Below are 23,970 nucleotides of genomic sequence, written 5' to 3'. Positions count from 1 at the left end.
GTTCACAAAGACGGAATCTTTGTGGATTCAGGCAGGCGCGGACGCATCGTGGAAGCTGTTTATTGTACGCCTAATTGACGTCCGCTGTTGCCGTATTGAAAGAAAGAACTTGCCTGGCAAGCTTTAAAAGTGCCCAAGGTAGAGCCAGATCCAGCCTGCCAGCAAGGCCAGGCTCAGCAAAAACAAACCACCGGCACCATTGGGGCGCAAGACACCAAAATAGCCAAGGGCAACGGTTGCCACGCCTTTTTTTGCGCGTTTCATACCACGCCAGCGCTGTATCACTTTCAACCCTGATAACACAAAGGTAAAGGTCGCACATGACAACAGCGAGACCCGGAATACGTTGAGCAGATTGACTTCACCCAGCGATACCTTTTTATAAATGAGACCGATCATCGCCATGATGAACGCCGCACCGATAGAGATGGCGACATTCGCATACATGGTCTTGCGGCTGGTGACGGCGGCATCTTCCAGCTCACATTTGAGCATGTCCACTTTTTCATTGATCAGGGTCGAAGTCTCATGCTTGATGGCGAGTATGCGCTGGTCTATCGCCGCACCTATCTGTGCGGTGGAATAATCAATGAGCGACTTGATGTCATCCTTGGTCATGCTGCGCTGATTATGTATTTCATCCGACAGCAGGGCGATATTTCTATCTACCTGTTCGCCAGCCTGGCGGATGACATCTGATAATTCCTTGCTGACATGGTTGATGGAACGATCAACCAGTGGCGCTACCCGTTCATCGATGACACGGTTAAGACTGTTTTCAAAATGCTCTGAAGCGTTTTTTAATTTCAGTGGGTCAAATGCCATTCTTTCTCCGGTGCTTGGGATAGCGATGCTGCCCGTAATGTCTGACGGGGTGGTACTTGGGATATCAAAATACAGTACTTGTCAGAATTGATTTCAGTATTGCCATTTCTATCTATACGCTTGCCGTCACTGATACTTTTATTGAATCGTCAACCCACAAAGGCTTACCATGCTGATGAAAAAATTATCCCTTGCCACATTGGCGCTCACTGCGCTGACTGCACATTCCTTTGCTTCTGCCCAGGCGTATACCGGTGCGACTATTGGTCGCAGCGAACAGGCGATTAACTGCAGCTTCGCTACTACATGTGATTCCAAGTCGAATAATTTCAAGGTCTTTGGCGGCTACAATATCGACAAGAATTTTTCGGTTGAACTGACTTATTTTTCTTTGGGTTCTGCAAGTTATTCATTTCCTGCATCGGTTAGTGCTTTTAGCGCTGTTGCAACACCTGGCGCTATGGTCACCTCCAAAGTTAAACAGAGCGGTCTTAGTCTGGCAGCAATCTATAAACTGGAATTTAATGAGACTTTTGGCGGTTTTGCCAAATTGGGTATCGCCAATGTCAAAGAGGAACGGACGTTTTATATTCCCGGTGCAGCAAACCCTGATTCTTCGTCTAGTTTCAACAAGGCGCTAGTTGGATTGGGGCTGACGTATAAATTAGCCCCGGACTGGACCTTGCGGGCGGAGGTTGAGAAATTGGACTCTGGTAGGAAGGCGACCAATTTCAATCTCGGCGCGCAATACAACTTTTAATCACACAGACAATTTGTCATTGCCAATAAAAAAGCAAAACCTGCAATCAGGTTTTGCTTTTTTATTGGGGTTTTTCAATGCGACAGCTGAGGTAATAACTGTGGTTACTGCCAAAAGTCTAGCCAGTCGATACCAATTAGCCATAAATACAGTACTTGCATATTTCGAATTTTATTTTTATAAGTCTTTGTATAAACTGCAACTTGTTCCCTGGGCAATAAGACAGGTGTTTTTGGCCATGCTGCCATGCACCTTTGATGCTTTGGGCCCGGTTTTCTGATTCAGTTCAGATACATTGATCAACGAACAAAGGTCTTTATGTCGATTAAAAAAATTTCCATTATTGTGTGCGCAACAGCAGGCATGCTTGCCAGTTCTTTCGCTTCTGCCCAGGTCTATGTCGGTGGCTCGCTTGGCCAGAGCGACAAGGGTAATTACTGTAGCAACAGCACTACCTGTGATTCCAAAGCGAACAGTTACAAGGTTTTTGGTGGCTATACCATAGACAAAAATTTTGCAGTGGAAAGCAGCTATTTTTCTGCTGGCAAAACATCGATCAACTCAGGTCTTGCGCTGGGACATAGCGAGCAAAAGAAAACCGGACTCAGCCTGGCTGGCGTGTATAACTATGAATTCAATGAAGCTTTTGCCGGCTTTGCAAAACTGGGTATTGCGCGTGTGAAAACGGACACTTTTTACGACACCTCAGGCCTGCCGCCCACTAGCAGGGCATATACAGAAAACCATGCGTTATATGGCCTTGGGCTGACTTACAAGATCAGTAATACCCTCTCAGCCCGTACAGAATTTGAGGTATACAACCCCAAGACTTTTTCCAGCAGGGGGGCATCAGTAAGCAATCTGTCGGCGGGTTTGCAATACAATTTCTAAGCAATGGCGTGGCGTTGATAAAAACATTTTTGTCCCATCAACGCCATTAAAAGTGTGCTGTTTCAGGCCTTGCCTGGTTTAGCCGCTTTCTTGGCTTTTTTTATTGGGACCGGCAAGGCGGCAGCGGTGGCGCGTGCCAAGCTCGCCAAGCCATCCCTGTCTTCCAGCAATTCACTGTCGATCAGATACCAGGGCTTGGCCTGGGGGTAGGGCGGCGCTTCGGTGATTGTACCTAGCAACTCCCGACCTGCTGCGGTAGGTTTGATAAACAACTGGTCATCACAAATCAGGGCAAACATTTTTTCGCCAGAATAGACAGCATATTCACCAAACATTTTCTTGGCGGTGATGCCTTCACAACTGCTTAGCTGATCAAGCACGAATTCTACAAAACTTGCCTGTGATGCCATCGTATTTAGCTCCAGTTTTTACCGGTCCTTACCAGTCTTGTGCCCTGTTTTAAACAGATAATTTATTCCGGCTTGCGGAAATCATCTGCTATCCAGGCCCGCGCATTTTGCTGGTTCAATTTGTAATCGGGCCTGACCCTGACTTTGGCCAGTTCCACATTATTGGCATCCTGGGCGCTGAGCCAGGCATAGGGGTCATCTTCATCCGGCACGATATCTAGCATGATCTTGAAATCCGCTTCAACCGTCGCCACCATCAGGTTCTTATGCAGTTGCGCATGCAATTGCTGTTCATGCCGGCGTATGACTTCTGATGCAGTTTTCACCAGTGTGCCAAAGGCATTGGCATCCAGTGGCTTGGGATTTTTCTTGTCCCTGCCCATGGTCCAAGGGCCGACCAGGGCTGGTTCTGGTTCACCATCCTTGATCATGGCAACGGCCCAGCCTTCATCGTCGTCATTTTTGATGACGCGGGCTGTCCAGCCTTTGTCGCGCCACAGGCGGGCTTCACGAATTACTTGATCTTCATCGGGCATGGCGGCATGCGCCTGCTGGTTGTTGGTGTCGCTAGGCAAAAGAAATTCTCGCTAATGTATTAAGTCAGGCTGCATCCTACACCTTATGTGGGTATGCTGTCTGGAACCGTGTCTGTTGGTCTGCTTGACAGAGTAGGCAGGGGTGGCAGGGGTGGCAAACCATGGCGCGCCCTGGCCTTCTGACATTTTTCATCACCTGCCTGGACTTCGTGGCAGGGCGAGGGTCTTTGCGCATAGATGGTACATGCAACCGATTTGCCAATGTCACCCGATAGTGCCTGGCAGCGTGGTCGCGCCTGGTTGGTACCTGCCATGCAGGAATAAACAGGGTTCACTGCTTCTGTCAACGCTATAGGGATATGCAGGCTGTCGGCCTCTGCCCAATAAAATGAAACACGGAAGCTGGCGCAGCAGGCACCACATGTCAGGCAGGGATCATTTGTGTTGCTATCAGGGCGAGTTGGCATATGCAATGGAGTATCGCACAGTTTTCAGATACTGCCGGCGAGAGGCAGCCCTTAGAACCTGTTTACGATCTGTAGCGAGCGAGCGTCAGCGGGAGTAAGGGTAACAAAAGCGCAGCGCAAAAAGCGGAATGTACTGAAGTACATGAGCATTTTGAGCAGCGCATGAGCCCCGCGTGGACTCCGATTGTGCCCGCGCAGTAAGATCGCAATCAGGTTCTTAGTGACAGAACAGACTGATGTCGCGCTCGGCAATCATGCGGTCATTATCATCTGCCTTGGTGCCGGACGAGATTGTCCGGTGATAGGCACGGCCTTCCTTGATGGCGGGCAGCAGACGACGTGCTTCGGCACAGCGGGTGGCATCGGTTTCAATCTGGTTGCTGTTATTGGCCCTGGTAGCAGGATTGGCGCTGGGTCTGACGTTGTCGCTCTTGCGTTCTGCCTGCCGCTGCCTGAATGCCAGTTCCTGCTCTTGCCAGCTTTGCGCTGATCCTGTACCTGTCTGGGTACTGACTTTCACTTCTTCCGCTTTGGCATTGCCGGCATCCTGTTTGTTTTCAGAATAATGGGTGTGGCCATTGGCATCTTTCCATTTATAGATTTCTGCCTGTGCCAAAGGTGTCAGCATGACCAGCGCGGCAGCTACCATACCGATGGCCAGGTTAGAAGCAGATAGAGAGGAAGATATTTTCATCAGGGTTCGTTGTGCCAACTTGTCGGTCATGCGAGCGTCGGAATGGCGCAGGCACATTGTACTAGCTCTTGCGATTGATGTAATAAACCTGGCCCTTATTGCAAGCACCTTACTGAATATTTTGTACATTGCGTACATTTTTTATCGCTGGTTGCCCGGATTTTTCAGTGATAAAAACAGACCGCCTGATATCAGCAATGCGCCAGCCAGCAGGGACAGACTCATGCTTTCCCCCAGCACCAGTATGGCAAGCGATACGCCAACCAGTGGCATCAATGCCGTGAACATGGATGCTTTGGCACCCATCTGTTTTACTGCAAAATTGAACAGCAATACCGATATCACGCTGACCAGCAAGCCCTGATAGCCAGCCTGTAGCAGGATGGTACCCAGGTCCCTGTGAAACAGCACCCCACCCTCAAATAGAAAATACACAGGCACATACAGCAGGGCGCCGACCTGTATCACACTGACCACCGACAGCGGGTCGGTATTCCAGCGCCGCATCAAGACCGTGTAAAACGACCACATCAACGCTGCCAGCATAAACAGCAAATCACCGCGCCAGGCATCTGTATAAACCTGTGCAGGTGCCTGCAACACACTGCCAATTTTAACTACCAGTACACCCAGCACCAGCAGGCCAAGCCCGAACAGGGGAATGCGATCCTGCCTGTCCAGCATCAACCTGGCCAGTATCGAGGTAAACAAGGGTGTAAACGCCGGATAAATCAGCGAACAATGGGAAGCAGGTGCCCAACGCAGGCCGCCAACCAGCACCATGTTATACAAGGGGCCTGCCAGCAAGAGCAGCACCAGTGCCCTGGGCCAGCCTACGCCTGCTGCATTCCAGGCACCACGCTTTAAAAACAGCGGCAACATCACCAGACCACTGACGGTAAAACGCAATAAGGTCAGATCCAGTATCGTCAGCGATGCACGATAAGCAAACGTGGCAACCACCGGCTGCGCACCCCAGATGATGGCAACCACCAGGCCATACAGTATACCCATGCAATCTACCCCTGGTTGCTTAAAGAATGGAGTAATCGCAATTGCGCAAATCTGTCAGCAACATATGGCCGGGGGCATGGCTAATGCAAAGAGCCGGCCTGGCCTTTGCCAGCGCTGCCTGTGGCGTCACGCCGCAAGCCCAGAATACCGGCAATTCATCGGGCAACACATCCACCGCATCGCCATAATCCGGCTGTGCCAGGTCCTTGATACCTATCAGTGCCGGGTCGCCGATGTGCACAGGCGCACCATGCACACCCGGGAAGCGCGACGTGATCTGTATCGCCCGTATGGCATCTGCCGCCTTCATCGGGCGCATGCTTACCACCAATGGCCCCTGGAAATTGCCGGCCGGGGTTGTGGGTATGGTCGTGCGGTACATGGATACATTGCGGCCTTGTTCTATGTGGCGAATGGCGATACCATTTTCCATCAATGAATGTTCAAACGTGAATGAACAGCCGATGGCAAACGTCACCAGGTCATCACGCCAGATATCCTGGATGTCATTCGGTTCCGCGACCAGTTCGCCATGTTGAAAAACCCGGTAACGTGGCACATCGGCACGGATATCAAGATCAGCACCCAGGGCTGTGACGTGTGGATTGCCCACTTCAGATATGGCAATCAAAGGGCAGGGCTTGGGATTGTTTTGGCAAAAACGATGAAAATCGCTGGCGTTTGATGCAGGCAAAATCACCAGGTTGACTTGCACAAAGCCCGGTGCCAGACCGGATGTTTCCTTATTCCATTCACCCCGACGTATGGCCTGGCGCAATTGGGCGGGTGAGGGGGAAATAGCTAAAGATGAGGACATGGCTGCTCCAAAATGTACAGAAGGGGGAGGTTGTCAATGCGTCGCGCCAACCAATACAGCCAGTATAAAATGCGATCTTGATAGAAGATAATTGAAGTTTATGACAATAATTGATAAGATATTTTTATCATGCGACCTTCAATACAGCAACTTGAAACCTTTTACTGGATAGCCCGGCTGGGTGGTTTCCATGCTGCGGCCAGGCACCTGCACCTGACCCAGCCGACTATCAGCGCCAGAATTCAGGAACTGGAAGACATCCTTGGCCTCAAGCTGTTTGAACGCGGTGGCCACCGCGCCATCATCACCCCGATAGGTCGAGATGTGCTGGTGCAGGCAGAAAAAATGCTGCGTCTGTCCGACGACCTGGAACAACTCAGCAAGCGGCGCAACCCCATGCGCGGGTTGCTACGACTGGGTGCCAATGAATCTACTGCCATGTCCGGTCTGATTGAATTGCTGGGGCGGCTAAAAGCGCAATACCCTGATGTACGCATAGAGTTGACCATTGATGTGGGTGCCAACCTTAGCCGCAAATTGAATGCGCGTGAACTCGACATCGCCATCCTCAGCGACCCCGTCTCTGCGCCGCATGTCGTTGATGTGGCGATAGGCCATGTCGACCTGGCATGGGTGGCATCCACCCAAACCGTGCTGAACGAACAAGCGCTTCACCCGGCAGGCATGACTGCATTGCCGGTTGTTGCCATGCCTTCACCAACGACGATCTGCAATGTTGTCATGGAATGGTTCAGGCTGGCAGGCCATGAGCCAGAAAACCTCAGCATCTGCAATTCCATGGCCATGATGATCAAGCTGGTCGCCGCAGGCCACGCCATTGCCGTGCTGCCACGCGCTGTGGTCGATGCAGAGATCAAGAGCGGGATTATCCGCACGCTGACGGTAAAGCCACCGCTGCATCCCCTGATGTATTACGTTTCGTATTTGCGCCAGGAACCCGGTCTGGCTGATGGGAGCATCGTCACCATGGCGCGTGAAGTATTGCAGCAAAGCGGCCTGCTGTTGCCATCAACACTTCAACGTTAAAGTCGCCAACTCGTTTTAGTCGGCCAGAAGCTGCAACGCAGCTGGGGCGGTTTTGCGTAAGCCCTGATGCATTTGGTTCCTCAAAAAAGGGTGTCGTTATACTGTCGAATGCAGACGTCAGCGTCAGCTATATCGGCAACAAGATCATCAATAGCGAATTTTCTCTGGCGCAGTAAGATCGTAAACGGGTTCTAAGTGAATGGCTGCGGGTGCATGCGCCCGCATTTTGGTACAGTGGATACATGAATGGCATCAGTACAGCAAGCATTGCATAAAAGTAGCCCTATCCGGATAGGGCCCCTGATTGCCATTCTGGTGCTGCATGTCCTGTTGCTCCTGGTTTTATCACGTAGCAATGTTCTTCAAACAGATAAAGACATTTCGGGAACAGCTGTAGCTTTCTTTGTGCCAGTGACGCGAACAGATCCAATGATACAAAAAACTGAACGTGAAAAACCGGTGCTTCAAAAGCCACCACTTGCTTCCAAAAAAGATTCTGCGCGCCCACCCGAGACTACAGCGAGTCCGGCAGCAATCGAGAAATTGCCTGCGCCAGTGGCAACAGTAAAATCAATTACCGATATAAGCACAGGCGTTGAAGTCGATGCACCCAGCAAAGCCACAATTAATCTTGCCCAACTTCGCTCACAGGGTGCATCACTAGCCCGGGAATTAGAACAAAGCGACGCCAGTGAATCTGGCAATACGGGTATTCTTGGTGATTATTACGGCAGTTATAACGGTGCCGATACAGGTACGTTTTATATCCATGTTGATCGCATCGGTAACATCTTTGGTTCTGCCGATTCAAGCACAGCCCATAGCAGTTTCACGATTACCGGTAAAGTATCGACCGATGGTGTCGTACAAATGACAGGAAAGGGTTTGGCCGGTTCAGCCAGTTTCGATGGAAAAATCAATCTCAAGACTGGTGCCGTGTCCGGTCACTGGAATTTGACGGGTTTTGGAAGAGGACAATTTGGCGGTCAGCGCGCCAAAGCTTTCGGTGCCAAGGGGTATTGATGCAATAGTACGGAGATGTCTCCACTATTTAAACAGTTCGCCTGATACAGGACGGACAATCGATAAAAAGCGGAACAGCGCAACCATTCTCGACACTAGCGGATCAATGCAGGTCTTCCACTTGCTGTGCCGGTGCATGCTGGCGTCATTACACAATAGCGCTCATAGCCAATAACAATAACTCAGATTGGCATAATCAATTTCGCAGTTGGGGCAAGCCATGCTTTAATGGCTTGCCTGGTTGCTATAGGTTAGTATTAAAGGCAATAACCATGCACCCCAAGGCAGCTTACAGAAAAAAGAAGGGCTACCAGGAATGTCTTGGAGGCTGTGACCTGAACTATGACCATCGCAGAGACAACATCATGAAATTACAATTCAAAAAACCTCATGCACTTCGTGTCAGCTACCTGGCAGCATTGCTATTAACTCTGCCTTGCCTGACCTATTCCGCAAGTAACAAAAAGCCCGTAGCTGTCGTCAACACACCAGACTCCACCATCTGTAGCACCAGTGCGATAGAACGCACGCTGCCTTTTCCGGTGGGGGACAAGGCACTGTATTTCCTCAATCTGCGCGACGGTGACAAAGTGCATTCACCATTCAGGGCTGTGTTTTCCGTCTCTGGCATGGGGGTAGCGCCGGTGGAGGCTGGCAAGATCGAGGGTACTGGCCATCACCACATTCTGATCGACCTTGACCTACCGCAAGACATCAAAAAAGCCATCCCTTTTGACCGTGCGGATGAATACCAGCACCAGCATTACAAGCACTTTGGCAATGGTGAAACCGAAACTGTCCTCAACCTGCCACCCGGTAAACACAAGCTGCGCCTGATGTTCGCCAACCACCAGCACGTTCCTTACTACATCGCCAGCAAGGAAATCACGATCGAAGTCTTGCCGAGCAAGGGGTAGAGGCTAATTGAAATGTGCGTGTCGCCCCTTAGGGGGCGCCGCGCGCACCGTTGAACGGAAAAATACTACGCCGTACCTACTCACCAAACCCCTGCCGCACATCCATCACGACTCCAACACCCCAGTCCGGCAAAAGCATCCCCTTTTCCACATAGCGATGAAATGTCGAATACGGCCAATCACCCGCACGGGTGACCAAGCCATGTTTGACCGGATTCCAATGGATGTAATCGACATGCCTTGCAAAGTCTTCATCATCACGGATTTGATGCTCCCAAAACCGACGCTGCCATAGTCCTGCTTCCCTTCTTGCAATGCCAGAGGTAGAAGTAATTTGCATCCCCAGTTCAGTCGAACAGGCCTGCGACACCAGACGTTTGATCATGGACCAGCGCAAAGAAAAATTCGCGTCATCGGGTGGCAATGTCCAGATGCAATGCAAATGATCTGGTAACAATACCCAGGCGTCAATGTCAAAGGGGTGTGAAATTCGGGTTTGCTGTATCGCTACCCGCAGTGCTTGTCGTAATGCAGCTTGCGTCAATATTGGCCGACGTCGAAAACTGGTGACAGTAAAAAAATAGCTGCCACCGCTGATGCGTGAACGTCGATAATTGGGCATGATGAAATCGCCTGCTATCTTGTGGTGCACCATGTGCACTGCGGGTTAAGGTAAAGACAGCTAGATGATAAAGCGGTGATACGGTTCAATACAATTATCAATGTACCGTATACGCAAGCGGCTGTTTCATGCAAGCCTTCACAGATAAACCATATGATATGTAGGGTGCGCCGCGCGCACCGTCGTCAAACATTTCACACCCTTTTACGGAGACGGTGCGCATGGCGCACCCTACTAAAATGCGAATATCGGTCTTATGACCAGGATTTGCTTGACGGGAGAAAACCCAGACGCTGTGCTTTATCGACGGTTTCTTTGACGGCTTGCTGCACGACTTTGGTCAGGGTTTCAGTATCGCGCAACTTTTCCGCAATAGGGTCATGCTCCTGCGTCAGATCGACAGTATTTTGTTCCATGATGTTTCCTCAAAAACAGCGGTATGATTTTTATTTGTGCCGGCAGCGATCAAGTTTGTTGATGGCGTTGATATAAAAAATAGAACAGCAAAAGCAGTACTATTTTTTATTCAATTATTTTCCCCAACTATCCTTCAACGTCGTCACCCGGTTAAACACCGGTTTCCCAACTGCTGAATCCACACGATCAGTCACAAAATAACCATGGCGTTCAAACTGCAAGCGTGTATCTGGCGTAATGGTCGCCAGGCCGGGTTCTACGTAGGCGCGTACTACTTCCAGTGCATTTGGGTTCAGCAAGGCCATGAAGTCTTTGCCGCCGGCGTCTGGGTTAGCGTCGGTGAACAGGCGGTCGTACAGGCGGACTTCGGCTTCCAGCGCGTCGGCGGCGTTGACCCAGTGCAGGTTGCCTTTGACTTTGTAGTTGGCGCTGCCTTCGGTGCCGGATTTGCTGTCGGCGAAGTAGTTGCAATGTACAGCGATGACGTTGCCGTTTTCATCTTTGTCGCAGCCTGTGCATTCGACCACATAGCCATAACGCAGGCGTACTTTATTGCCGGGGAATAGGCGGAAGTAACCTTTGACGGGTACTTCCATGAAGTCTTCCTGTTCTATCCACAGTTCTTTGCCGATGGTGAATTCGCGGTTGCCTTGTTCCGGGTGGTGCGGGTGTATCGGTGCCGTGCAGGCGATGTTCTCGCCTTCGGGGAAGTTGTCGATGACCAGTTTCAGCGGTCGCAGTACGGCGGTAGCGCGGGGTGCTTTGGGGTCGAGGTCTTCGCGCAAACAGCCTTCCAGCGTGCTGTAATCGATCCACCCGTCAGAACGGGTTACGCCTATGCGCTCGCAAAACAGTTGCACTGACTCTGGCGTATAGCCACGACGGCGTATGCCGACGATGGTAGGCATGCGCGGGTCGTCCCAGCCGTTGACGATGTTTTGTTCTACCAGTTGGCGCAGCTTGCGTTTGCTGGTGACGACGTAGGTCAGGTTCAGGCGGGCGAATTCATATTGTTGTGGTACTGGTTTTTTGAAGAATCCACCTTCGGCAGCGCGTTCTATGATCCAGTCATAGAAAGGGCGGTGATCCTGGAATTCCAGCGTGCAGATCGAATGCGTGATGTTTTCTATCGCGTCAGACAGCGGATGCGTGTAGTCATACATAGGGTAAATGCACCAGTTGTCACCCGTGCGGTGGTGGTGGGCATGGCGTATGCGGTAGATGGCCGGGTCACGCAAATTCATGTTGGGTGACGCCATGTCTATCTTGGCGCGCAGGATGTGTTCACCGTCCTTGAATTCGCCCGCCTTCATGCGGCGCAGCAGGTCCAGTGATTCGGTTGCAGCACGGTCACGGAAAGGTGAATTCACGCCTGGCCTGGAAAAATCGCCACGGTTGGCGGCCATGTCGGCAGCGCTTTGGCTATCGACATAGGCCAGGCCAGCGCCGATCAGGTATTCAGCGATTTCGTACAGGCGGTCAAAATAATCGCTGGCATAGTGCAGGTGTTCTACGCCCTGGTTGTTCCAGTCAAAGCCCAGCCATTTGACGCTGTCCATGATGGTGTCGACATATTCCTGGTCTTCTTTTTCAGGGTTGGTGTCATCAAAGCGCAGGTGGCAGCGGCCAGCATAATCACGCGCCAGACCAAAGTTCAGGCAGATGGATTTGGCGTGGCCTATGTGCAGGTAGCCATTGGGTTCTGGCGGGAAACGGGTGATGACGGTTGGCATGCCATCGCGTGCGTATTTGCCTGCTGCCTGGTCATTGTCGATGATGGCGCGCAGAAAATTGGAAACCGGTGCTGGCGAGCTTGCGTTGGTGTTTGTGTTGGCGTTATTTTTAGTATCGTTGCTCATAGTAGTGAGGTAGTGACCATGTATATTTTTTGATTTGCGCAATATCAATTCGTGGGCATGGCATCTTGCCGGAAGATGATTGCACAAACCTGATTTTTGTTATTTGCACCCCATACTAATCGTTAATCAATAATTAAGTAAGGTGGTGTAAATTTAGGGCTGACAAGTATTTTACCGTAGCGCAGCATTGCGGGCGTGAATGTTTGCTTGTCAGCAGAGGCCGCTCAGTGGAAACGGGCGGTTTTTGGCGAGAAATTGCTTGAAAGCAGGGCAAAACAGGCCTAAAACAGCCCAGCCTGTTTAAATCCCGCTCGATTCCACCCGGTTGCGCCCGCATTTCTTGGCATGGTAGAGGGCATTGTCGGCCTTGCTCATGGTTTCGTGGATGCTGTCCGGATGGTGGTAGGCAGCTACGCCAAAGCTGGCGGTTTTTTTACCGACGATCTTGAACTCATGATTGGCGATGGCGCAGCGCAGTTTTTCTGCCGTGGCCACGGCGGCATGGATGCTGGTTTCACGGAAAATTACCAAGAATTCTTCACCACCCCAGCGACCAACGGCATCCATGCTGCGCACATGTTCTTTGAGCAGGTTGGCAATGCCGACCAGGACCTGGTCACCGATCTGGTGCCCATAACAGTCGTTGACTTGCTTGAACAAGTCAATATCAACAATGGCGATTGAAAAGAAGGTGCCATAACGCAGGCTGCGCTGATGTTCTTCATCCAGGATTTTTTCCAGCTTCAGGCGGTTATGCAAGCCGGTAAGGCGGTCGGTGCTGGACAATAATTCCAGGTCGCGGTTGCGCATTTCCAGTTCATGGGTGCGGGCGGCGACCAGGCTTTCCAGATTGCTGTTCACTTCCATCAAGGATTTATGGCCACTCTCCAGTTTTTCTGCCATCTGGTTGAAGCCGGCTTCCAGTTCTTGCAGTTCACCACCAGAACTGGCTTTGATACGGGTGCTCAGTGCGCCCTGTTCCATCTGGTGTACGCCTTCCAGCAGGCGTGACAAGGGCTTGGTAATGTCACGGCTCATGCGCAATGCCAGTACCGATGCACAGGCAGTACCTATCAGGCCTATCAGTATGCTGACCGCGACAAAGGCATTTTTGCTCTGGCGGCTGGCATGGGTACTCAGTTCCAGATAAACCCGGCCCAGCAGTTTGGGTTTGTTATTGGTTTTATCGCTGGCTTTGTCGCTGGTGCTGCGGTCGAACAGGTCAAAGGCATCGCTGTCGGCCTTGCCCTGGTAAATGGGGGCGGCAAATATCAGCGAGCCTTGTTCGCCCTTGATCACTTTGCCGGTGTCGGCAGCATTGGTATGTTCCGGCCCCATTTTGCTGGGCTTGCCACTGACGGCCAGTACCTTGTTGTTGGCATCGGTGATGATGACGGCTTTGGCGTCGTCTTCTTTCATGACAGACTGGGTCAGGGCTTGCAAGACATCGCGGTTGCCGGAAAACGCACCATATTCGCTGGCAGGTGCCAACTGGCGGGTGATGACGGCACCGCGTGCTTTCAGGGCACCGTCAATTTCGGTAATACCGACGATGACGGCCAATAGCACCAGCAAGACAGAAATCACCCACACTGGCGCCAGTGCCAGGAAGAGTATGCGATGGGCGAGCGGCCAGTTTTTCATTGGGCACGCTCCGGTATGGCTTTCAATTTGCGCATCAATATGCTTTCATCATCCACTTCCAGGCTCAGCGAACGGCTGACCTGGGAATTGACACTGACCGTGAAGTAACGTGGGTATTGCGGCAGTGGTAAAGAAGCATGGGCAGGCAAGCCCTGAATGATTTCTGCCACCTGCTGGCTGATCTGTGCCGGTGAGCTGAAGACGGCAGCCAGGGCACCGGCCTTGACATAAGACGCTGAAAAACCGAACAGCGGTATTTTCTGACGATAGCTGGTCAGCAAAATGCTGGGAATATTATTGCGGTTATAGATGGTCGGGTCAGGCACGGCCAGCAAGGCGTCACTGTTGGCCAGCAGCCTGCGCAGGGCTGGTAACAGGTCTGAATCATCACTTGCAGTTTCCATATTCAACTGGAAATCAGTTTCTTTCGCCGCAGCCTGCATGCCTGTCAACATGTCGGCAGAATCCTTGCCCAGCAACACGCCGATGCGGCTGCTGCCGGGCAGGGCGGCACGTATCAATGCCAACTGGCGGTTCCACGACTGGTCTACATACACGGCTGAAAAACGATGCGGGTCCTGGTGGCGACCGTACTGTCTGGCTATCTTGTGAAAGGTGCTGCGCGGCACCAGCACATTCAGCACAGACATGGCTGGTGGCTTTTGTGCCATTGCCGTCATCGCCGGCGTGCCAACGGCAATCAGCAACTGGTTATTGGCATTGCGTGGCAGTTCGTCGGTTTTCAGGGTCGGCAGGTACAGGGTTTTGACCGTGGTTCTGGCGCTGCTGCCTTGTGCCAGTTGGCTGGTCAAGCTGCTGGCAAATTCGGTATAGGCAGCGCCATCTTCGCTCAGCAGTATGGTGACATTATCTATGGCCAGACAGGGTAGTGGCGTCAGCAGATTCAAGATCACACTTAGCAAACCAAGCAGACCCCTGCCGACACAGGATGGCAAGTGGTGAAGCAACTGCTGGACATGCCGGTACCGCATGGTTCACATATCCAATCTGAAATTCAGCCTGACGCGGCGCCCTGGCAATTCGTTGTCGTGCCGGTATTCAAAATAGCGTGCATCGGCAAGGTTTTGGGCAATCAACGAACATTCTGCCTGTTTGCCTGCCATTTTGAACTGATAGCTAAGCTTGCCATCCAGACGCCGGTTTGCGTCGATGTAATACCCCCGGTGTTCATTCGGATTATAGTCGGTGGCATTGAACTTGGTTGCAGCGACCTGATACATCACCAGACTACCATTCCACTGTTCATTGAAGCGATGGCTCAGCATCAGGCTTTGGCTGTACTTCGGCAGGGAATCACTGTAGACAACGCCGTTCACATTATCGCTTTTGACACTGCCACCCGACAAACCGTAAATCAGTTTGGTCTTGTCACCAAGCTGGGTTTTCAGTTGCAGCTCGTACCCGCGCATGATGGCGGTGCCGGCGTTCAGGTTGCCGTTGGCCGCCGACCGCTTGTTGCGGACATCAATCAACTGGCTGTAGTCATCATAAAACAGGCGAAAGTCGATATCCAGACCGGCGTATTTGCCCATGTAACCGATGTCGGTGGATTTTACGCGTTCTGTCTGCATTTCTGGCAAACCTGGGTAAAACCCGGCACTGCGCCAGTAGCTGTCATACACTTTTTCATACACCGACGGTGAGCGCGTGGCGCGTGAATGGCTGAAGCGCAAAGTATGCCCTGGCAGCATGTGCCAGTTGACGGCGACGCGCGGTGTGGTATCGGTGCCGGTATAGGTATTGTTTTCTATCATGCCACCGACATTGAAGATCAGGTCGGGTCTGGCGCGCCATTCCAGGTTGCCGAAAAAACGTCGCAAATGATAAGGGAAATCGCCGAACAGATACTGGTTGTCACCCACCCCCAGGTAATACGGTGCATAGGTCTGGTCATAGCGCACGCTGCCACCCCAGACCAGCCTGGCATCCTTGAAAGGGGAAAAGGTATGCTGCACTTCGATATCGTAACGGCGCAAGATGGCATCGCCATCGCTGACCCCATCTGAATCTTTCAAGCTGGCATAGACCCGTTCTACGGTGTGGAAAATTTGCACTGACAGCTCACCACCAGCTTCCAGAGCACGTCGCCAATGCAGCATTTCAAAATGGTTTTCTGCCCTGCGGCTGATGGCAGATACATTACCGTATTCACCCACTTCACGCGGACCGCCGTTGTAGCCAAACTGAAATTCCAGCGCATCCGCAGCAGTGAGCTGGTAATCGGCACGCAGGTTCAGGTTTTGTATGGTCTTGTTGTCGTACTTGTTCAGATTCCAGAAGGTGAACTGTGAAGTTGGGTTCTTGATGCGGCTGTCTTCACCAATATCGTCACGCAGGCTGCCAGTTATCCGGTAGCTGAGATCACCACTCTTGCCGCCATAACGGAATATGGCTTCCTTGCGACCAGTGCCGCTTGTCAGTGACAGCATCTGCCCCTGGGTTTCGGCCGGGTGACGGGTGATGATATTGATGACACCAGAATACGAATTGGCTCCATAACTGGCAGAATCTGGCCCGCGTATGACCTCTATGCGTTCTATGTCTTCCAGGACGATCGGCAGATCACTCCAGTTGACGCCGCCAAACAGGGTGGAATACACCGACCTGCCATCAACCAGCACCTGCATGCGGTCTGAGGTGGTGGTAGTGACCATGCCGTGGTAGGCCACGGTACTGTCGGCAGAAAAATACGGGTCGGCGTGATAAGCCACATACATGCCGGGTACCAGGCGGAACACTTCAGATAAATCCCAGGCACCGGAATCCTTGATCATTTGCCGGTCTATGATAGTGACTGCCACCGGTGCTTCGTTGATGGGTTGTGACAGACGTGATGCAGACAGGATGACTGGCATGTCATCGAGGAAAATCGATTCTTCACCGCCACCTGCCAGTGCCCGGCCCTGGGCCAGTACACACAGCAACAGCATGCTGCCGGCCTTTTTGCCCGGACAGAGAATGGATAGAGCTAATCTGATTTTGTCAGCAGACAAGAGTGGCTCCAGCACCAGAAAATTTGTTGATTTAGAGTAACACAGCAAAGTCCTTGCTTATAGTTTAAATGCAAAGAAAATCAAGCGTGTGCCTTTTTGGAGATTTCCCCCGGTTTCTGTGCGTGAATTAACATTTGTACAAATATACTTATAACGTTGTATATTTATTATGCCACCCTGCGAATTGGCGCCCGGTCATTGAATGTGTTTCAAAAAATATCATTTATCCAAACCCGCGATAAGGCAAAGCTTCTGAACAAGGCGGGCAACGGGGTAGAATAGCGGGATGACTACAGAATTAATTATTTCCCCCGACGCCGGTACTGAAACGGCTGCTGCAAAGCTTTACGAACCTGCCTTCGTCCACCTGCGCATCCATTCCGAATATTCGATTGTGGATGGCCTGGTACGCATCGATGATGTCATCAAGGCAGCGGTCAAAGATAAACAGCCAGCAATGGCGATTACCGATCTGGCGAATCTGTTCGCCATGGTGAAGTTCTACAAAGCCGCACGCGGCAAGGGCATGAAACCGATAGCCGGCTGTGATGTCTGGATCAGCAATGATGCAGACCGTGACAAGCCTTCGCGGCTGCTGTTGCTGGTCAAGAATCGCCTGGGTTACCTGCAGTTATGCGAATTGCTGGCGCAAGCTTGGCTGACTAATCAGCATCGTGGACGTGCAGAAATCCGTTATGAATGGTTGCAAAAGCTGCATGAAGATGGACAGGGCGGCGGTCTTATCGCCATTTCTGGTGCGCATTTTGGTGACGTTGGTGTTGCCATCGACAATGGCAATCCTGATCTGGCAGAACAACTGGCCCTGCGCTGGTCGCGGATTTTCCCGCAGCATTTTTATATAGAAATCCAGCGCGCCGGCCAGCCGAATATGGAAAACCATGTGCGTGCTGCCGTGGCAATGGCCAGCAGGCTGCAGTTGCCGGTGGTGGCGACCCACCCGGTGCAATTCATCAGCAAGGATGACTATACGGCGCATGAAGCGCGGGTCTGTATCGCCGAAGGCGATATGCTGGCCAATGGCCGCCGTGTACGCCGCTTCAATGAACAGCAGTGTTTTAAAACCCAGGCAGAGATGGCAGAATTGTTTGCCGACATGCCCGGTGCCTTGCGCAATTCGGTGGAAATTGCCAAACGCTGCAACCTGACGCTGGAACTGGGCAAGCCCAAGTTGCCCGATTTCCCTACGCCGGATGGCATGACCATCAATGATTTCCTGGTGCATGAAGCCCAGCGTGGTTTGGAATTCCGTCTTCAGCATTTGTTCACGAACGAAGAAAAGCGCGAAAAAGAACGCGCCCGTTATGAAGCTCGCCTGAAGTTTGAAACCGACACCATCATCAAGATGGGTTTCCCCGGCTACTTCCTGATCGTGGCGGACTTTATCCAGTGGGCGAAAAACAATGGCGTACCAGTAGGGCCGGGCCGTGGTTCTGGTGCTGGTTCGCTGGTGGCGTATTCGCTGCTGATTACCGATCTCGACCCTTTGCAGTACAACTTGCTGTTTGAACGTTTTCTGAATCCAGAGCGGGTATCCATGCCCGACTTTGATATTGATTTTTGCCAGGAAGGCCGTGATCGCGTCATTCAATATGTGAAGGACCGGTATGGTAAAGACGCCGTGTCGCAGATTGCCACTTTCGGTACCATGGCGGCCAAGGGCGCGATTCGCGACGTCGGTCGGGTGCTGGATTTTGGCTATATGTTTTGCGACGGCGTGTCCAAACTGATCCCGTTCAAGCCGGGCAAGCAGGTGACGATTGCTGAAGCCATCGTCGAAGAACCACTGCTGGCCGAACGCCAGGAAAACGAAGAAGAAGTCAAAACCCTGCTCGACCTGGCACAACAGGTTGAAGGTATAACCCGTAACATCGGTATGCATGCCGGTGGTGTATTGATTGCACCGGGCAAGCTGACCGATTTTTGTCCGCTGTATACCCAGGGTGGTGATTCGGGCGTGGTGTCGCAGTATGATAAAGACGACGTCGAAGCCGTGGGCCTGGTCAAGTTCGACTTTTTGGGTTTGACCACGCTGACCATACTTGACCGGGCCGTGCGCTATATCAAGCAGATGGACCCGGCCATGGCAGATTTTGATCTGGCCAAACTGCCGCTGGATGACAGGGCATCGTATGAACTGCTGACCAAGGCGAAAACCGTCGCCGTGTTCCAGCTGGAAAGTCGCGGCATGCAGGGCATGCTGAAAGATGCGCGTCCTGACAGGTTTGAAGACATTATCGCGCTGGTGGCTTTGTACCGGCCTGGTCCTATGGACCTGATCCCGGATTTCTGCAAGCGCAAGCACGGTGAACGCTTCGATTATCCCGATCCACGTACTGAAGGTATTTTGTCTGAAACCTACGGCATCATGGTGTATCAGGAACAGGTTATGCAGATGGCGCAGGTGGTTGGCGGTTACTCGCTCGGCGGTGCGGATTTGCTGCGTCGGGCCATGGGTAAAAAGAAAGCCGAAGAGATGGCCGAACATCGCCAGATTTTCCGCGACGGTGCTGCCAAGGATGGCTTGCCGCAAGAAAAAGCCGACGAGATTTTCGATTTGATGGAAAAATTCGCCGGCTACGGTTTTAATAAATCCCATGCTGCCGCGTATGCCTTGCTGTCTTATCACACCGCGTATCTGAAGGCCCATCACCCCGCTGCGTTCATGGCTGCCAATATGTCGCTGGCCATGGATGACACCGACAAGGTCAAGATTCTGGTGGAAGATGCGATTGATGTCTGCAAGCTGAAAATGCTGCCGCCGGATATCAATCTGTCTGATTATCGTTTCATGCCGGTTGCTGAGCCAGGTAAAAAATCCAGTCAGATACGTTACGGCATGGGAGCCGTCAAGGGCTCGGGCCAGAATGCGATTGAAAGTATCATCACCGCCAGAAAAAATGGTGGCCCATTCACTGATCTGTTTGATTTCTGCAAGCGCGTTGACAAGCGTCAGGTCAATCGCCGTACCGTGGAATCGCTGATACGCGCCGGTGCCATGGATTGCCTGGGCAAAGACCGGGGCATCTTGCTGGCGACGGTTGATTTTGCGCTGGAAGCTGCCGAGCAGGCCGAAGCCGCAGCAAACCAGGTCAGCCTGTTTGGTGATGATGACGACCTGATACCGCCGCCGGATTATCTGGATGTGCCGGTTTGGTCGGACAAAAAACGCCTGACCGAAGAAAAAACCGCACTCGGCTTTTATTTGTCCGGGCATCTGTTTGATTCTTACGCGCCAGAAGTGCGACAGTTCATCAAGACTACGCTGGCCAAGCTGGAACCTTCGCGCGATTTGCGTTTGATCTGCGGCATCATCAGTGGTGTGCGCACCCAGATGACGCAACGTGGCAAGCTGCTGATTGTCAGCCTGGACGACGGCACTGCCGTGGTTGAGGTGACGGTCTACAGCGAAATCATGGAAGAGTTCAAATCCCTGTTCAAGGAAGATGAATTCCTGGCGGTGCTGGGCAAGGTGTCGGAAGACAGGTTCTCTGGTGGCTTGCGTATTTCTGCCGAAAAAGTCATGGACATAGGCCGTGCCCGTGTCCAGTTTTCGCAAGGCTTGCGTTTGACACTGACCGCCGGTGCAGATACCAAAAAATTGCAGGAACTGTTAAAACCACATTTGAATGCCGATGGTTGCCCGGTATTGATACGCTATCAAAACGGTAACGCCAGTGCCGAGCTCTATCTGTCGGATCAATGGCGGGTGAACCCGGATGACACCTTGCGGCAAAACCTGGGTGAATGGCTGTCCATGAAAAACGTAAAAATTGAATACGCCTGATTCCATGGATAATGCGCGCATGTCGTCGGCAGATGCTGCCGTGCCGCCCAGGGATGGCACGCAGGGCTGGCGCCAGGCTTTACCACAACAGATATTGCCGGTATTGCCGCTGACCCTGTTTTTCCCGGTGGGCGTCATGTATTTTGGCGTTTTGCTGTTTTATGTGGCGCTGCTGGTATCGGGCGGTTTCGTCCGCAAGATACAAAGACTGCGTCAGAGTCCCATGCTGCTGCCGATTTCTGCTCTCAGCCTGGTCAGTGTGGTGATTGCTGCCAGCCAGGGTATGCCGGACGACAATGCCAAGGAATTCTGGCCTGGCTTCTGGCATTACCAGACCTATCTGTTTCTCTTGCCATTTTTGACGGTGGCACCGGGTGCCTGGCAGCGTCGTGCCATGCATGTGTTTTTTACCGGGGCGCTATTGGCGGCAAGCCTGTTTGTGGCGAATGCCTTGCACCTGCTACCTGCCAATACCCTGTTTCGCAGTTATGTGGTGTATGAGGGGAATAAATCGATTTTGCTGGGTATCCTGATGGCAGTGGCCGCAGCCTGGATGTTGCATGAATTGCGTTTGCATCGCGATCATTTGCTGTGGCGTGTGCTGGCGATTGTGTATGTGGCAGCGAGCTTGATTCTGCTGGCCAAGACCCGTACTGCAAGCCTGCTGTTTGTCTTGCTGTGCGTGATTTTACTATTGCGTCAGATGGGCTGGTCCTGGCGTACCTTTGCCTTGCCGCTGGTGTTGCTGGCGGCTTTGTTTGGTGGCTGGAAATATGCACTGAGCCTGCCACCGCCACCCACCTGCGAGATACGCCTGGTACAGGCGGGTCCCTGGGAAATATTTAAATTACGCAGCATTTGCACTATCCAGCAATTGCGTGATTTTTCTCAGGGCCGCAAGGTCAATGAAGACGGCATGCGCCTGGAGATATACAGGATCACCGCCGACATCATTGCCGACGACCCCTGGGCAGGGCATGGCATTGCCAGCTGGATGCCGCTGTATCAGGAAAAAGCCAAGGGCCTGAGCAGTGCCACCATGACCACGCCGCACAATGATTATCTGCTGTACCTGACTGAACTGGGAGTATTCGGTTTGCTGGCCTTACTGGGTATTTGGGCAACACAGTTGTGGACGGTGCGCCGCATGTCCTTGCATGAACATACCAGGGTGTGGGAATTGTCCATGCCCCTGCTGATGCTGACCGTGGCGATGATGTTGGGTGGCATGTTCAATGCCATTTTGCGTGATGGCGTGTTTGGCATGGCATTCATGATATTGCTGGCGATCCCGCTGGCTGGCCTGCGCAGTGAGTAAGCCTGCTGCAGGACATCTTCAAGATAAATTTTTTGTACGGTGATGTGGCGGTATCGTAAATGTATCGTACGCGTATCGTACGTTATTGCGGTAGGAATGACCCGCATGTGCATCATAACAAATGAAAAAAATTGAAATCGGACTATGAGCTTGATCAATAAAGAAACTACGATGGTTTTCCGGCGTTTATGGGTATCCATTACGCCTTACCGCTCGCGTGTGTGGTGGGCCTTGCTAACCATGTTGGGTACCGCGTCGACGGAGGTCATGTTCCCCAAAGTGTTGGGTTATATCCTGGACCACGGTTTCAATGGCGATGCCAGCAAGCTGGCTTTGTGGAAAGTACCGGTGGCGATTATCGCCATCTTCCTGTTTCGCGGCATCTGTACTTTCACCACCAGCTACCTGATGACCTGGGTATCGAGCAAATTGCTCAATGAACTGCGGGCCAAGGTATTTGACCGCATACTGAATGTGCCCATCAGTTTTTATCAGGCTGAATCCAGTGGGCGCATCATCAATACCATCATGTTTGAAGCGCAGCAAATCGTTGAAATGCTGAAAGTGTCGATGACGACCCTGTTCCGTGATTCGCTGACAGTGGTGGTGTTGCTGGCAGCGCTACTATGGCGCAACTGGCAATTGACCATCGTCGCCCTGGTGTTGATGCCGGTCATGGCTCTGTTGGTGCGTGGGGTCAGCAAACGCCTGCGCAAACTCAACCAGAACCAGCTGAATGTGAATAACGAACTGACACAGGTGATAGAAGAAGCCACCCGCGCCAGCCAGGTCATCCGTATTTTTGGAGGACAAAAATATGAGCAGCAGCGCTTTGAAGCCAAGAACGAAAAGCTGCGTGGCTATGCCATGCGCACCACGGTCGCGGTTGCGTCCACCACGCCGCTGACACAACTGGCGGCGGCCTTTGCGGTGGCGGTGGTGATCATGTTTGCGGTATCGCAGGCGGCTGCAGATGCCACGACAGCCGGACATTTCGTCGAGTTTGTCAGCTTGATGATGTTGTTGTTGACGCCGCTGAAAAGACTGGCCGACTTGAATGGCCCATTGCAGCGCGGCATGGCAGCGGCAGAATCGGTATTTGCATTGATCGATACCGCACCAGAAAACAATAGTGGCAAAACCCTGACTGAACGGGCACAAGGCCGGCTGGAATTTGTTGGCACCAATTTTTCTTATCCGGGACAAGAGCAAGAAGCGCTCAAGGACATCAATCTGCGCATAGAACCGGGCGAAACCATTGCCCTGGTAGGTATGTCAGGTGGTGGTAAAACCTCACTGGTGAATCTGGTGCCACGTTTTTACACGCCTGATTCAGGAGATATTTTGCTCGACGGCAGTTCGCTGCAGGCGATTTCCCTCAGCAGCCTACGTGAACAGATTGCCATGGTCAGCCAGAATGTGGTGCTGTTTGATGACACGGTGGCTGCGAATATTTCTTATGGCGATGCACAGCCAGATGCTGCACGTATTGCTGCTGCGGTGCAGGCCGCCCACCTTGGCGACGTGGTACGTGACTTGCCAGATGGCTTGAGCACCATGATAGGCGACAACGGCATGCGCTTGTCTGGTGGTCAAAGACAGCGTCTGGCAATCGCCCGCGCCATCTATAAAAATGCACCCATCCTGATTTTGGATGAAGCCACGTCGGCACTGGATAGCGAATCTGAACGTGCCGTACAGGCAGCGCTGGATGAATTGATGCAGGGCAGAACCACGCTGGTGATTGCACACCGCTTGTCCACCATAGAACGCGCCAGCCGCATTGCTGTACTGGTGGATGGCAAGATAGTGGAAACGGGTACGCATGCCCAATTGCTGGATAATAATGGCGTGTATGCTAACCTGTATCGTTTGCAATTTGCGGCTTAG

At 52.2% G+C, this 23,970-nt stretch carries 21 protein-coding genes; 8 read left to right on the top strand and 13 right to left on the bottom strand.

Translation table 11 applies throughout. The features are described from left to right. Window positions 1-123: 123 nt before the first annotated feature. Complete coding sequence (locus ACO0LM_RS25890) at window positions 124-825, bottom strand: hypothetical protein (protein WP_423041364.1); 702 nt, start codon at window positions 823-825, stop codon at window positions 124-126. A 169-nt stretch (window positions 826-994) separates the two neighbouring features. Between ACO0LM_RS25890 and ACO0LM_RS25885 the strand changes: the two genes are divergently transcribed. Then, the gene (locus ACO0LM_RS25885) at window positions 995-1,585 is read left to right on the top strand and encodes an outer membrane beta-barrel protein (protein WP_423041362.1); all 591 of its coding nucleotides are present in this window, start codon (window positions 995-997) and stop codon (window positions 1,583-1,585) included. 318 nt (window positions 1,586-1,903) lie between these two features. Then, on the top strand, window positions 1,904-2,476 hold the full coding sequence (locus ACO0LM_RS25880; protein ID WP_423041360.1) for an outer membrane beta-barrel protein: 573 nt from the start codon (window positions 1,904-1,906) through the stop codon (window positions 2,474-2,476). A 62-nt stretch (window positions 2,477-2,538) separates the two neighbouring features. On the opposite strand, the gene ACO0LM_RS25875 is transcribed toward ACO0LM_RS25880, so the two are convergent. The 6 genes from ACO0LM_RS25875 to ACO0LM_RS25850 form a co-directional block, all read right to left on the bottom strand. After that, window positions 2,539-2,886 (bottom strand): TfoX/Sxy family protein, encoded by a 348-nt coding sequence (locus tag ACO0LM_RS25875; protein WP_422987294.1) that lies wholly within the window; start codon window positions 2,884-2,886, stop codon window positions 2,539-2,541. 62 nt (window positions 2,887-2,948) lie between these two features. Continuing rightward, a complete protein-coding gene (locus ACO0LM_RS25870) occupies window positions 2,949-3,422 on the bottom strand; it encodes a hypothetical protein (protein WP_423041380.1) in 474 nt (157 codons plus the stop codon). 83 nt (window positions 3,423-3,505) lie between these two features. Continuing rightward, window positions 3,506-3,889 carry a YkgJ family cysteine cluster protein gene (locus ACO0LM_RS25865; RefSeq protein WP_423041358.1) on the bottom strand — a complete coding sequence of 128 codons (384 nt, stop codon included), beginning with the start codon at window positions 3,887-3,889 and terminating at the stop codon, window positions 3,506-3,508. A gap of 217 nt (window positions 3,890-4,106) precedes the next feature. Beyond that, window positions 4,107-4,583 (bottom strand): DUF4124 domain-containing protein, encoded by a 477-nt coding sequence (locus ACO0LM_RS25860; RefSeq protein WP_423041356.1) that lies wholly within the window; start codon window positions 4,581-4,583, stop codon window positions 4,107-4,109. Window positions 4,584-4,724: 141 nt separating this feature from the next. Further along, the gene (locus tag ACO0LM_RS25855; protein WP_423041354.1) at window positions 4,725-5,597 is read right to left on the bottom strand and encodes a DMT family transporter; all 873 of its coding nucleotides are present in this window, start codon (window positions 5,595-5,597) and stop codon (window positions 4,725-4,727) included. A gap of 19 nt (window positions 5,598-5,616) precedes the next feature. After that, window positions 5,617-6,414, bottom strand: a complete 798-nt coding sequence (locus ACO0LM_RS25850) for a putative hydro-lyase (protein WP_423041352.1) — start codon at window positions 6,412-6,414, stop codon at window positions 5,617-5,619. A gap of 129 nt (window positions 6,415-6,543) precedes the next feature. Between ACO0LM_RS25850 and ACO0LM_RS25845 the strand changes: the two genes are divergently transcribed. The 3 genes from ACO0LM_RS25845 (at window position 6,544) to ACO0LM_RS25835 (ending at window position 9,401) form a co-directional block, all read left to right on the top strand. Beyond that, on the top strand, window positions 6,544-7,461 hold the full coding sequence (locus ACO0LM_RS25845) for a LysR family transcriptional regulator (protein WP_423041350.1): 918 nt from the start codon (window positions 6,544-6,546) through the stop codon (window positions 7,459-7,461). Window positions 7,462-7,890: 429 nt separating this feature from the next. Next, window positions 7,891-8,484: a hypothetical protein gene (locus ACO0LM_RS25840; protein WP_423041348.1), complete on the top strand. Its 594-nt coding sequence runs from the start codon at window positions 7,891-7,893 to the stop codon at window positions 8,482-8,484. A gap of 365 nt (window positions 8,485-8,849) precedes the next feature. Beyond that, window positions 8,850-9,401: a DUF4399 domain-containing protein gene (locus tag ACO0LM_RS25835; protein WP_422987278.1), complete on the top strand. Its 552-nt coding sequence runs from the start codon at window positions 8,850-8,852 to the stop codon at window positions 9,399-9,401. A gap of 76 nt (window positions 9,402-9,477) precedes the next feature. On the opposite strand, the gene ACO0LM_RS25830 is transcribed toward ACO0LM_RS25835, so the two are convergent. The 6 genes from ACO0LM_RS25830 to ACO0LM_RS25805 all read right to left on the bottom strand — a co-directional run bounded on the left by ACO0LM_RS25830 (window position 9,478) and on the right by ACO0LM_RS25805 (window position 16,957). Next, window positions 9,478-10,023: an REP-associated tyrosine transposase gene (locus tag ACO0LM_RS25830; protein ID WP_423041346.1), complete on the bottom strand. Its 546-nt coding sequence runs from the start codon at window positions 10,021-10,023 to the stop codon at window positions 9,478-9,480. Between the two features lie 254 nt (window positions 10,024-10,277). Next, window positions 10,278-10,439 (bottom strand): hypothetical protein, encoded by a 162-nt coding sequence (locus ACO0LM_RS25825; RefSeq protein WP_423041344.1) that lies wholly within the window; start codon window positions 10,437-10,439, stop codon window positions 10,278-10,280. 114 nt (window positions 10,440-10,553) lie between these two features. After that, complete coding sequence (locus tag ACO0LM_RS25820) at window positions 10,554-12,299, bottom strand: glutamine--tRNA ligase/YqeY domain fusion protein (RefSeq protein WP_423041342.1); 1,746 nt, start codon at window positions 12,297-12,299, stop codon at window positions 10,554-10,556. Window positions 12,300-12,599: 300 nt separating this feature from the next. Continuing rightward, a complete protein-coding gene (locus tag ACO0LM_RS25815) occupies window positions 12,600-13,943 on the bottom strand; it encodes a diguanylate cyclase (RefSeq protein ID WP_423041340.1) in 1,344 nt (447 codons plus the stop codon). Beyond that, on the bottom strand, window positions 13,940-14,857 hold the full coding sequence (locus ACO0LM_RS25810) for an ABC transporter substrate-binding protein (RefSeq protein ID WP_423041338.1): 918 nt from the start codon (window positions 14,855-14,857) through the stop codon (window positions 13,940-13,942). Before ACO0LM_RS25810 ends, ACO0LM_RS25815 begins: the two co-directional genes overlap by 4 nt. 81 nt (window positions 14,858-14,938) lie before the next feature. Next, window positions 14,939-16,957: a TonB-dependent receptor plug domain-containing protein gene (locus ACO0LM_RS25805; RefSeq protein ID WP_423041335.1), complete on the bottom strand. Its 2,019-nt coding sequence runs from the start codon at window positions 16,955-16,957 to the stop codon at window positions 14,939-14,941. Window positions 16,958-17,243: 286 nt separating this feature from the next. Here ACO0LM_RS25805 and dnaE point away from each other — a divergent pair, with 286 nt between their 5' ends. From dnaE to msbA, 3 genes are all read left to right on the top strand, one after another. Then, the gene (dnaE, locus tag ACO0LM_RS25800; RefSeq protein ID WP_423041333.1) at window positions 17,244-20,762 is read left to right on the top strand and encodes a DNA polymerase III subunit alpha; all 3,519 of its coding nucleotides are present in this window, start codon (window positions 17,244-17,246) and stop codon (window positions 20,760-20,762) included. Next, window positions 20,749-22,080 (top strand): O-antigen ligase family protein, encoded by a 1,332-nt coding sequence (locus ACO0LM_RS25795; protein ID WP_423041331.1) that lies wholly within the window; start codon window positions 20,749-20,751, stop codon window positions 22,078-22,080. Before dnaE ends, ACO0LM_RS25795 begins: the two co-directional genes overlap by 14 nt. Before the next feature lie 144 nt (window positions 22,081-22,224). Beyond that, window positions 22,225-23,970 carry a lipid A export permease/ATP-binding protein MsbA gene (gene msbA, locus ACO0LM_RS25790; protein ID WP_423041329.1) on the top strand — a complete coding sequence of 582 codons (1,746 nt, stop codon included), beginning with the start codon at window positions 22,225-22,227 and terminating at the stop codon, window positions 23,968-23,970.

Origin of the sequence: Undibacterium sp. Di26W (assembly GCF_049340265.1) — a bacterium.
In the GTDB taxonomy this organism is placed as follows: Bacteria; Pseudomonadota; Gammaproteobacteria; order Burkholderiales; family Burkholderiaceae_D; genus Undibacterium.
This window is presented reverse-complemented; position numbering and strand designations above follow the sequence as displayed.

What these genes read in the sequence shown, in the direction of transcription:
- ACO0LM_RS25830 (WP_423041346.1), bottom strand. Translation starts at nt 10,023, where the DNA reads ATGCCCAATTATCGACGTTCACGCATCAGCGGTGGCAGCTATTTTTTT.
- msbA (WP_423041329.1), top strand. Translation starts at nt 22,225, where the DNA reads ATGAGCTTGATCAATAAAGAAACTACGATGGTTTTCCGGCGTTTATGG.
- ACO0LM_RS25865 (WP_423041358.1), bottom strand. Translation starts at nt 3,889, where the DNA reads ATGCCAACTCGCCCTGATAGCAACACAAATGATCCCTGCCTGACATGT.
- ACO0LM_RS25875 (WP_422987294.1), bottom strand. Translation starts at nt 2,886, where the DNA reads ATGGCATCACAGGCAAGTTTTGTAGAATTCGTGCTTGATCAGCTAAGC.
- ACO0LM_RS25890 (WP_423041364.1), bottom strand. Translation starts at nt 825, where the DNA reads ATGGCATTTGACCCACTGAAATTAAAAAACGCTTCAGAGCATTTTGAA.
- dnaE (WP_423041333.1), top strand. Translation starts at nt 17,244, where the DNA reads ATGACTACAGAATTAATTATTTCCCCCGACGCCGGTACTGAAACGGCT.
- ACO0LM_RS25825 (WP_423041344.1), bottom strand. Translation starts at nt 10,439, where the DNA reads ATGGAACAAAATACTGTCGATCTGACGCAGGAGCATGACCCTATTGCG.
- ACO0LM_RS25835 (WP_422987278.1), top strand. Translation starts at nt 8,850, where the DNA reads ATGAAATTACAATTCAAAAAACCTCATGCACTTCGTGTCAGCTACCTG.
- ACO0LM_RS25880 (WP_423041360.1), top strand. Translation starts at nt 1,904, where the DNA reads ATGTCGATTAAAAAAATTTCCATTATTGTGTGCGCAACAGCAGGCATG.
- ACO0LM_RS25850 (WP_423041352.1), bottom strand. Translation starts at nt 6,414, where the DNA reads ATGTCCTCATCTTTAGCTATTTCCCCCTCACCCGCCCAATTGCGCCAG.
- ACO0LM_RS25860 (WP_423041356.1), bottom strand. Translation starts at nt 4,583, where the DNA reads ATGAAAATATCTTCCTCTCTATCTGCTTCTAACCTGGCCATCGGTATG.
- ACO0LM_RS25840 (WP_423041348.1), top strand. Translation starts at nt 7,891, where the DNA reads ATGATACAAAAAACTGAACGTGAAAAACCGGTGCTTCAAAAGCCACCA.
- ACO0LM_RS25820 (WP_423041342.1), bottom strand. Translation starts at nt 12,299, where the DNA reads ATGAGCAACGATACTAAAAATAACGCCAACACAAACACCAACGCAAGC.
- ACO0LM_RS25845 (WP_423041350.1), top strand. Translation starts at nt 6,544, where the DNA reads ATGCGACCTTCAATACAGCAACTTGAAACCTTTTACTGGATAGCCCGG.
- ACO0LM_RS25815 (WP_423041340.1), bottom strand. Translation starts at nt 13,943, where the DNA reads ATGAAAAACTGGCCGCTCGCCCATCGCATACTCTTCCTGGCACTGGCG.
- ACO0LM_RS25885 (WP_423041362.1), top strand. Translation starts at nt 995, where the DNA reads ATGCTGATGAAAAAATTATCCCTTGCCACATTGGCGCTCACTGCGCTG.
- ACO0LM_RS25855 (WP_423041354.1), bottom strand. Translation starts at nt 5,597, where the DNA reads ATGGGTATACTGTATGGCCTGGTGGTTGCCATCATCTGGGGTGCGCAG.
- ACO0LM_RS25870 (WP_423041380.1), bottom strand. Translation starts at nt 3,422, where the DNA reads ATGCCCGATGAAGATCAAGTAATTCGTGAAGCCCGCCTGTGGCGCGAC.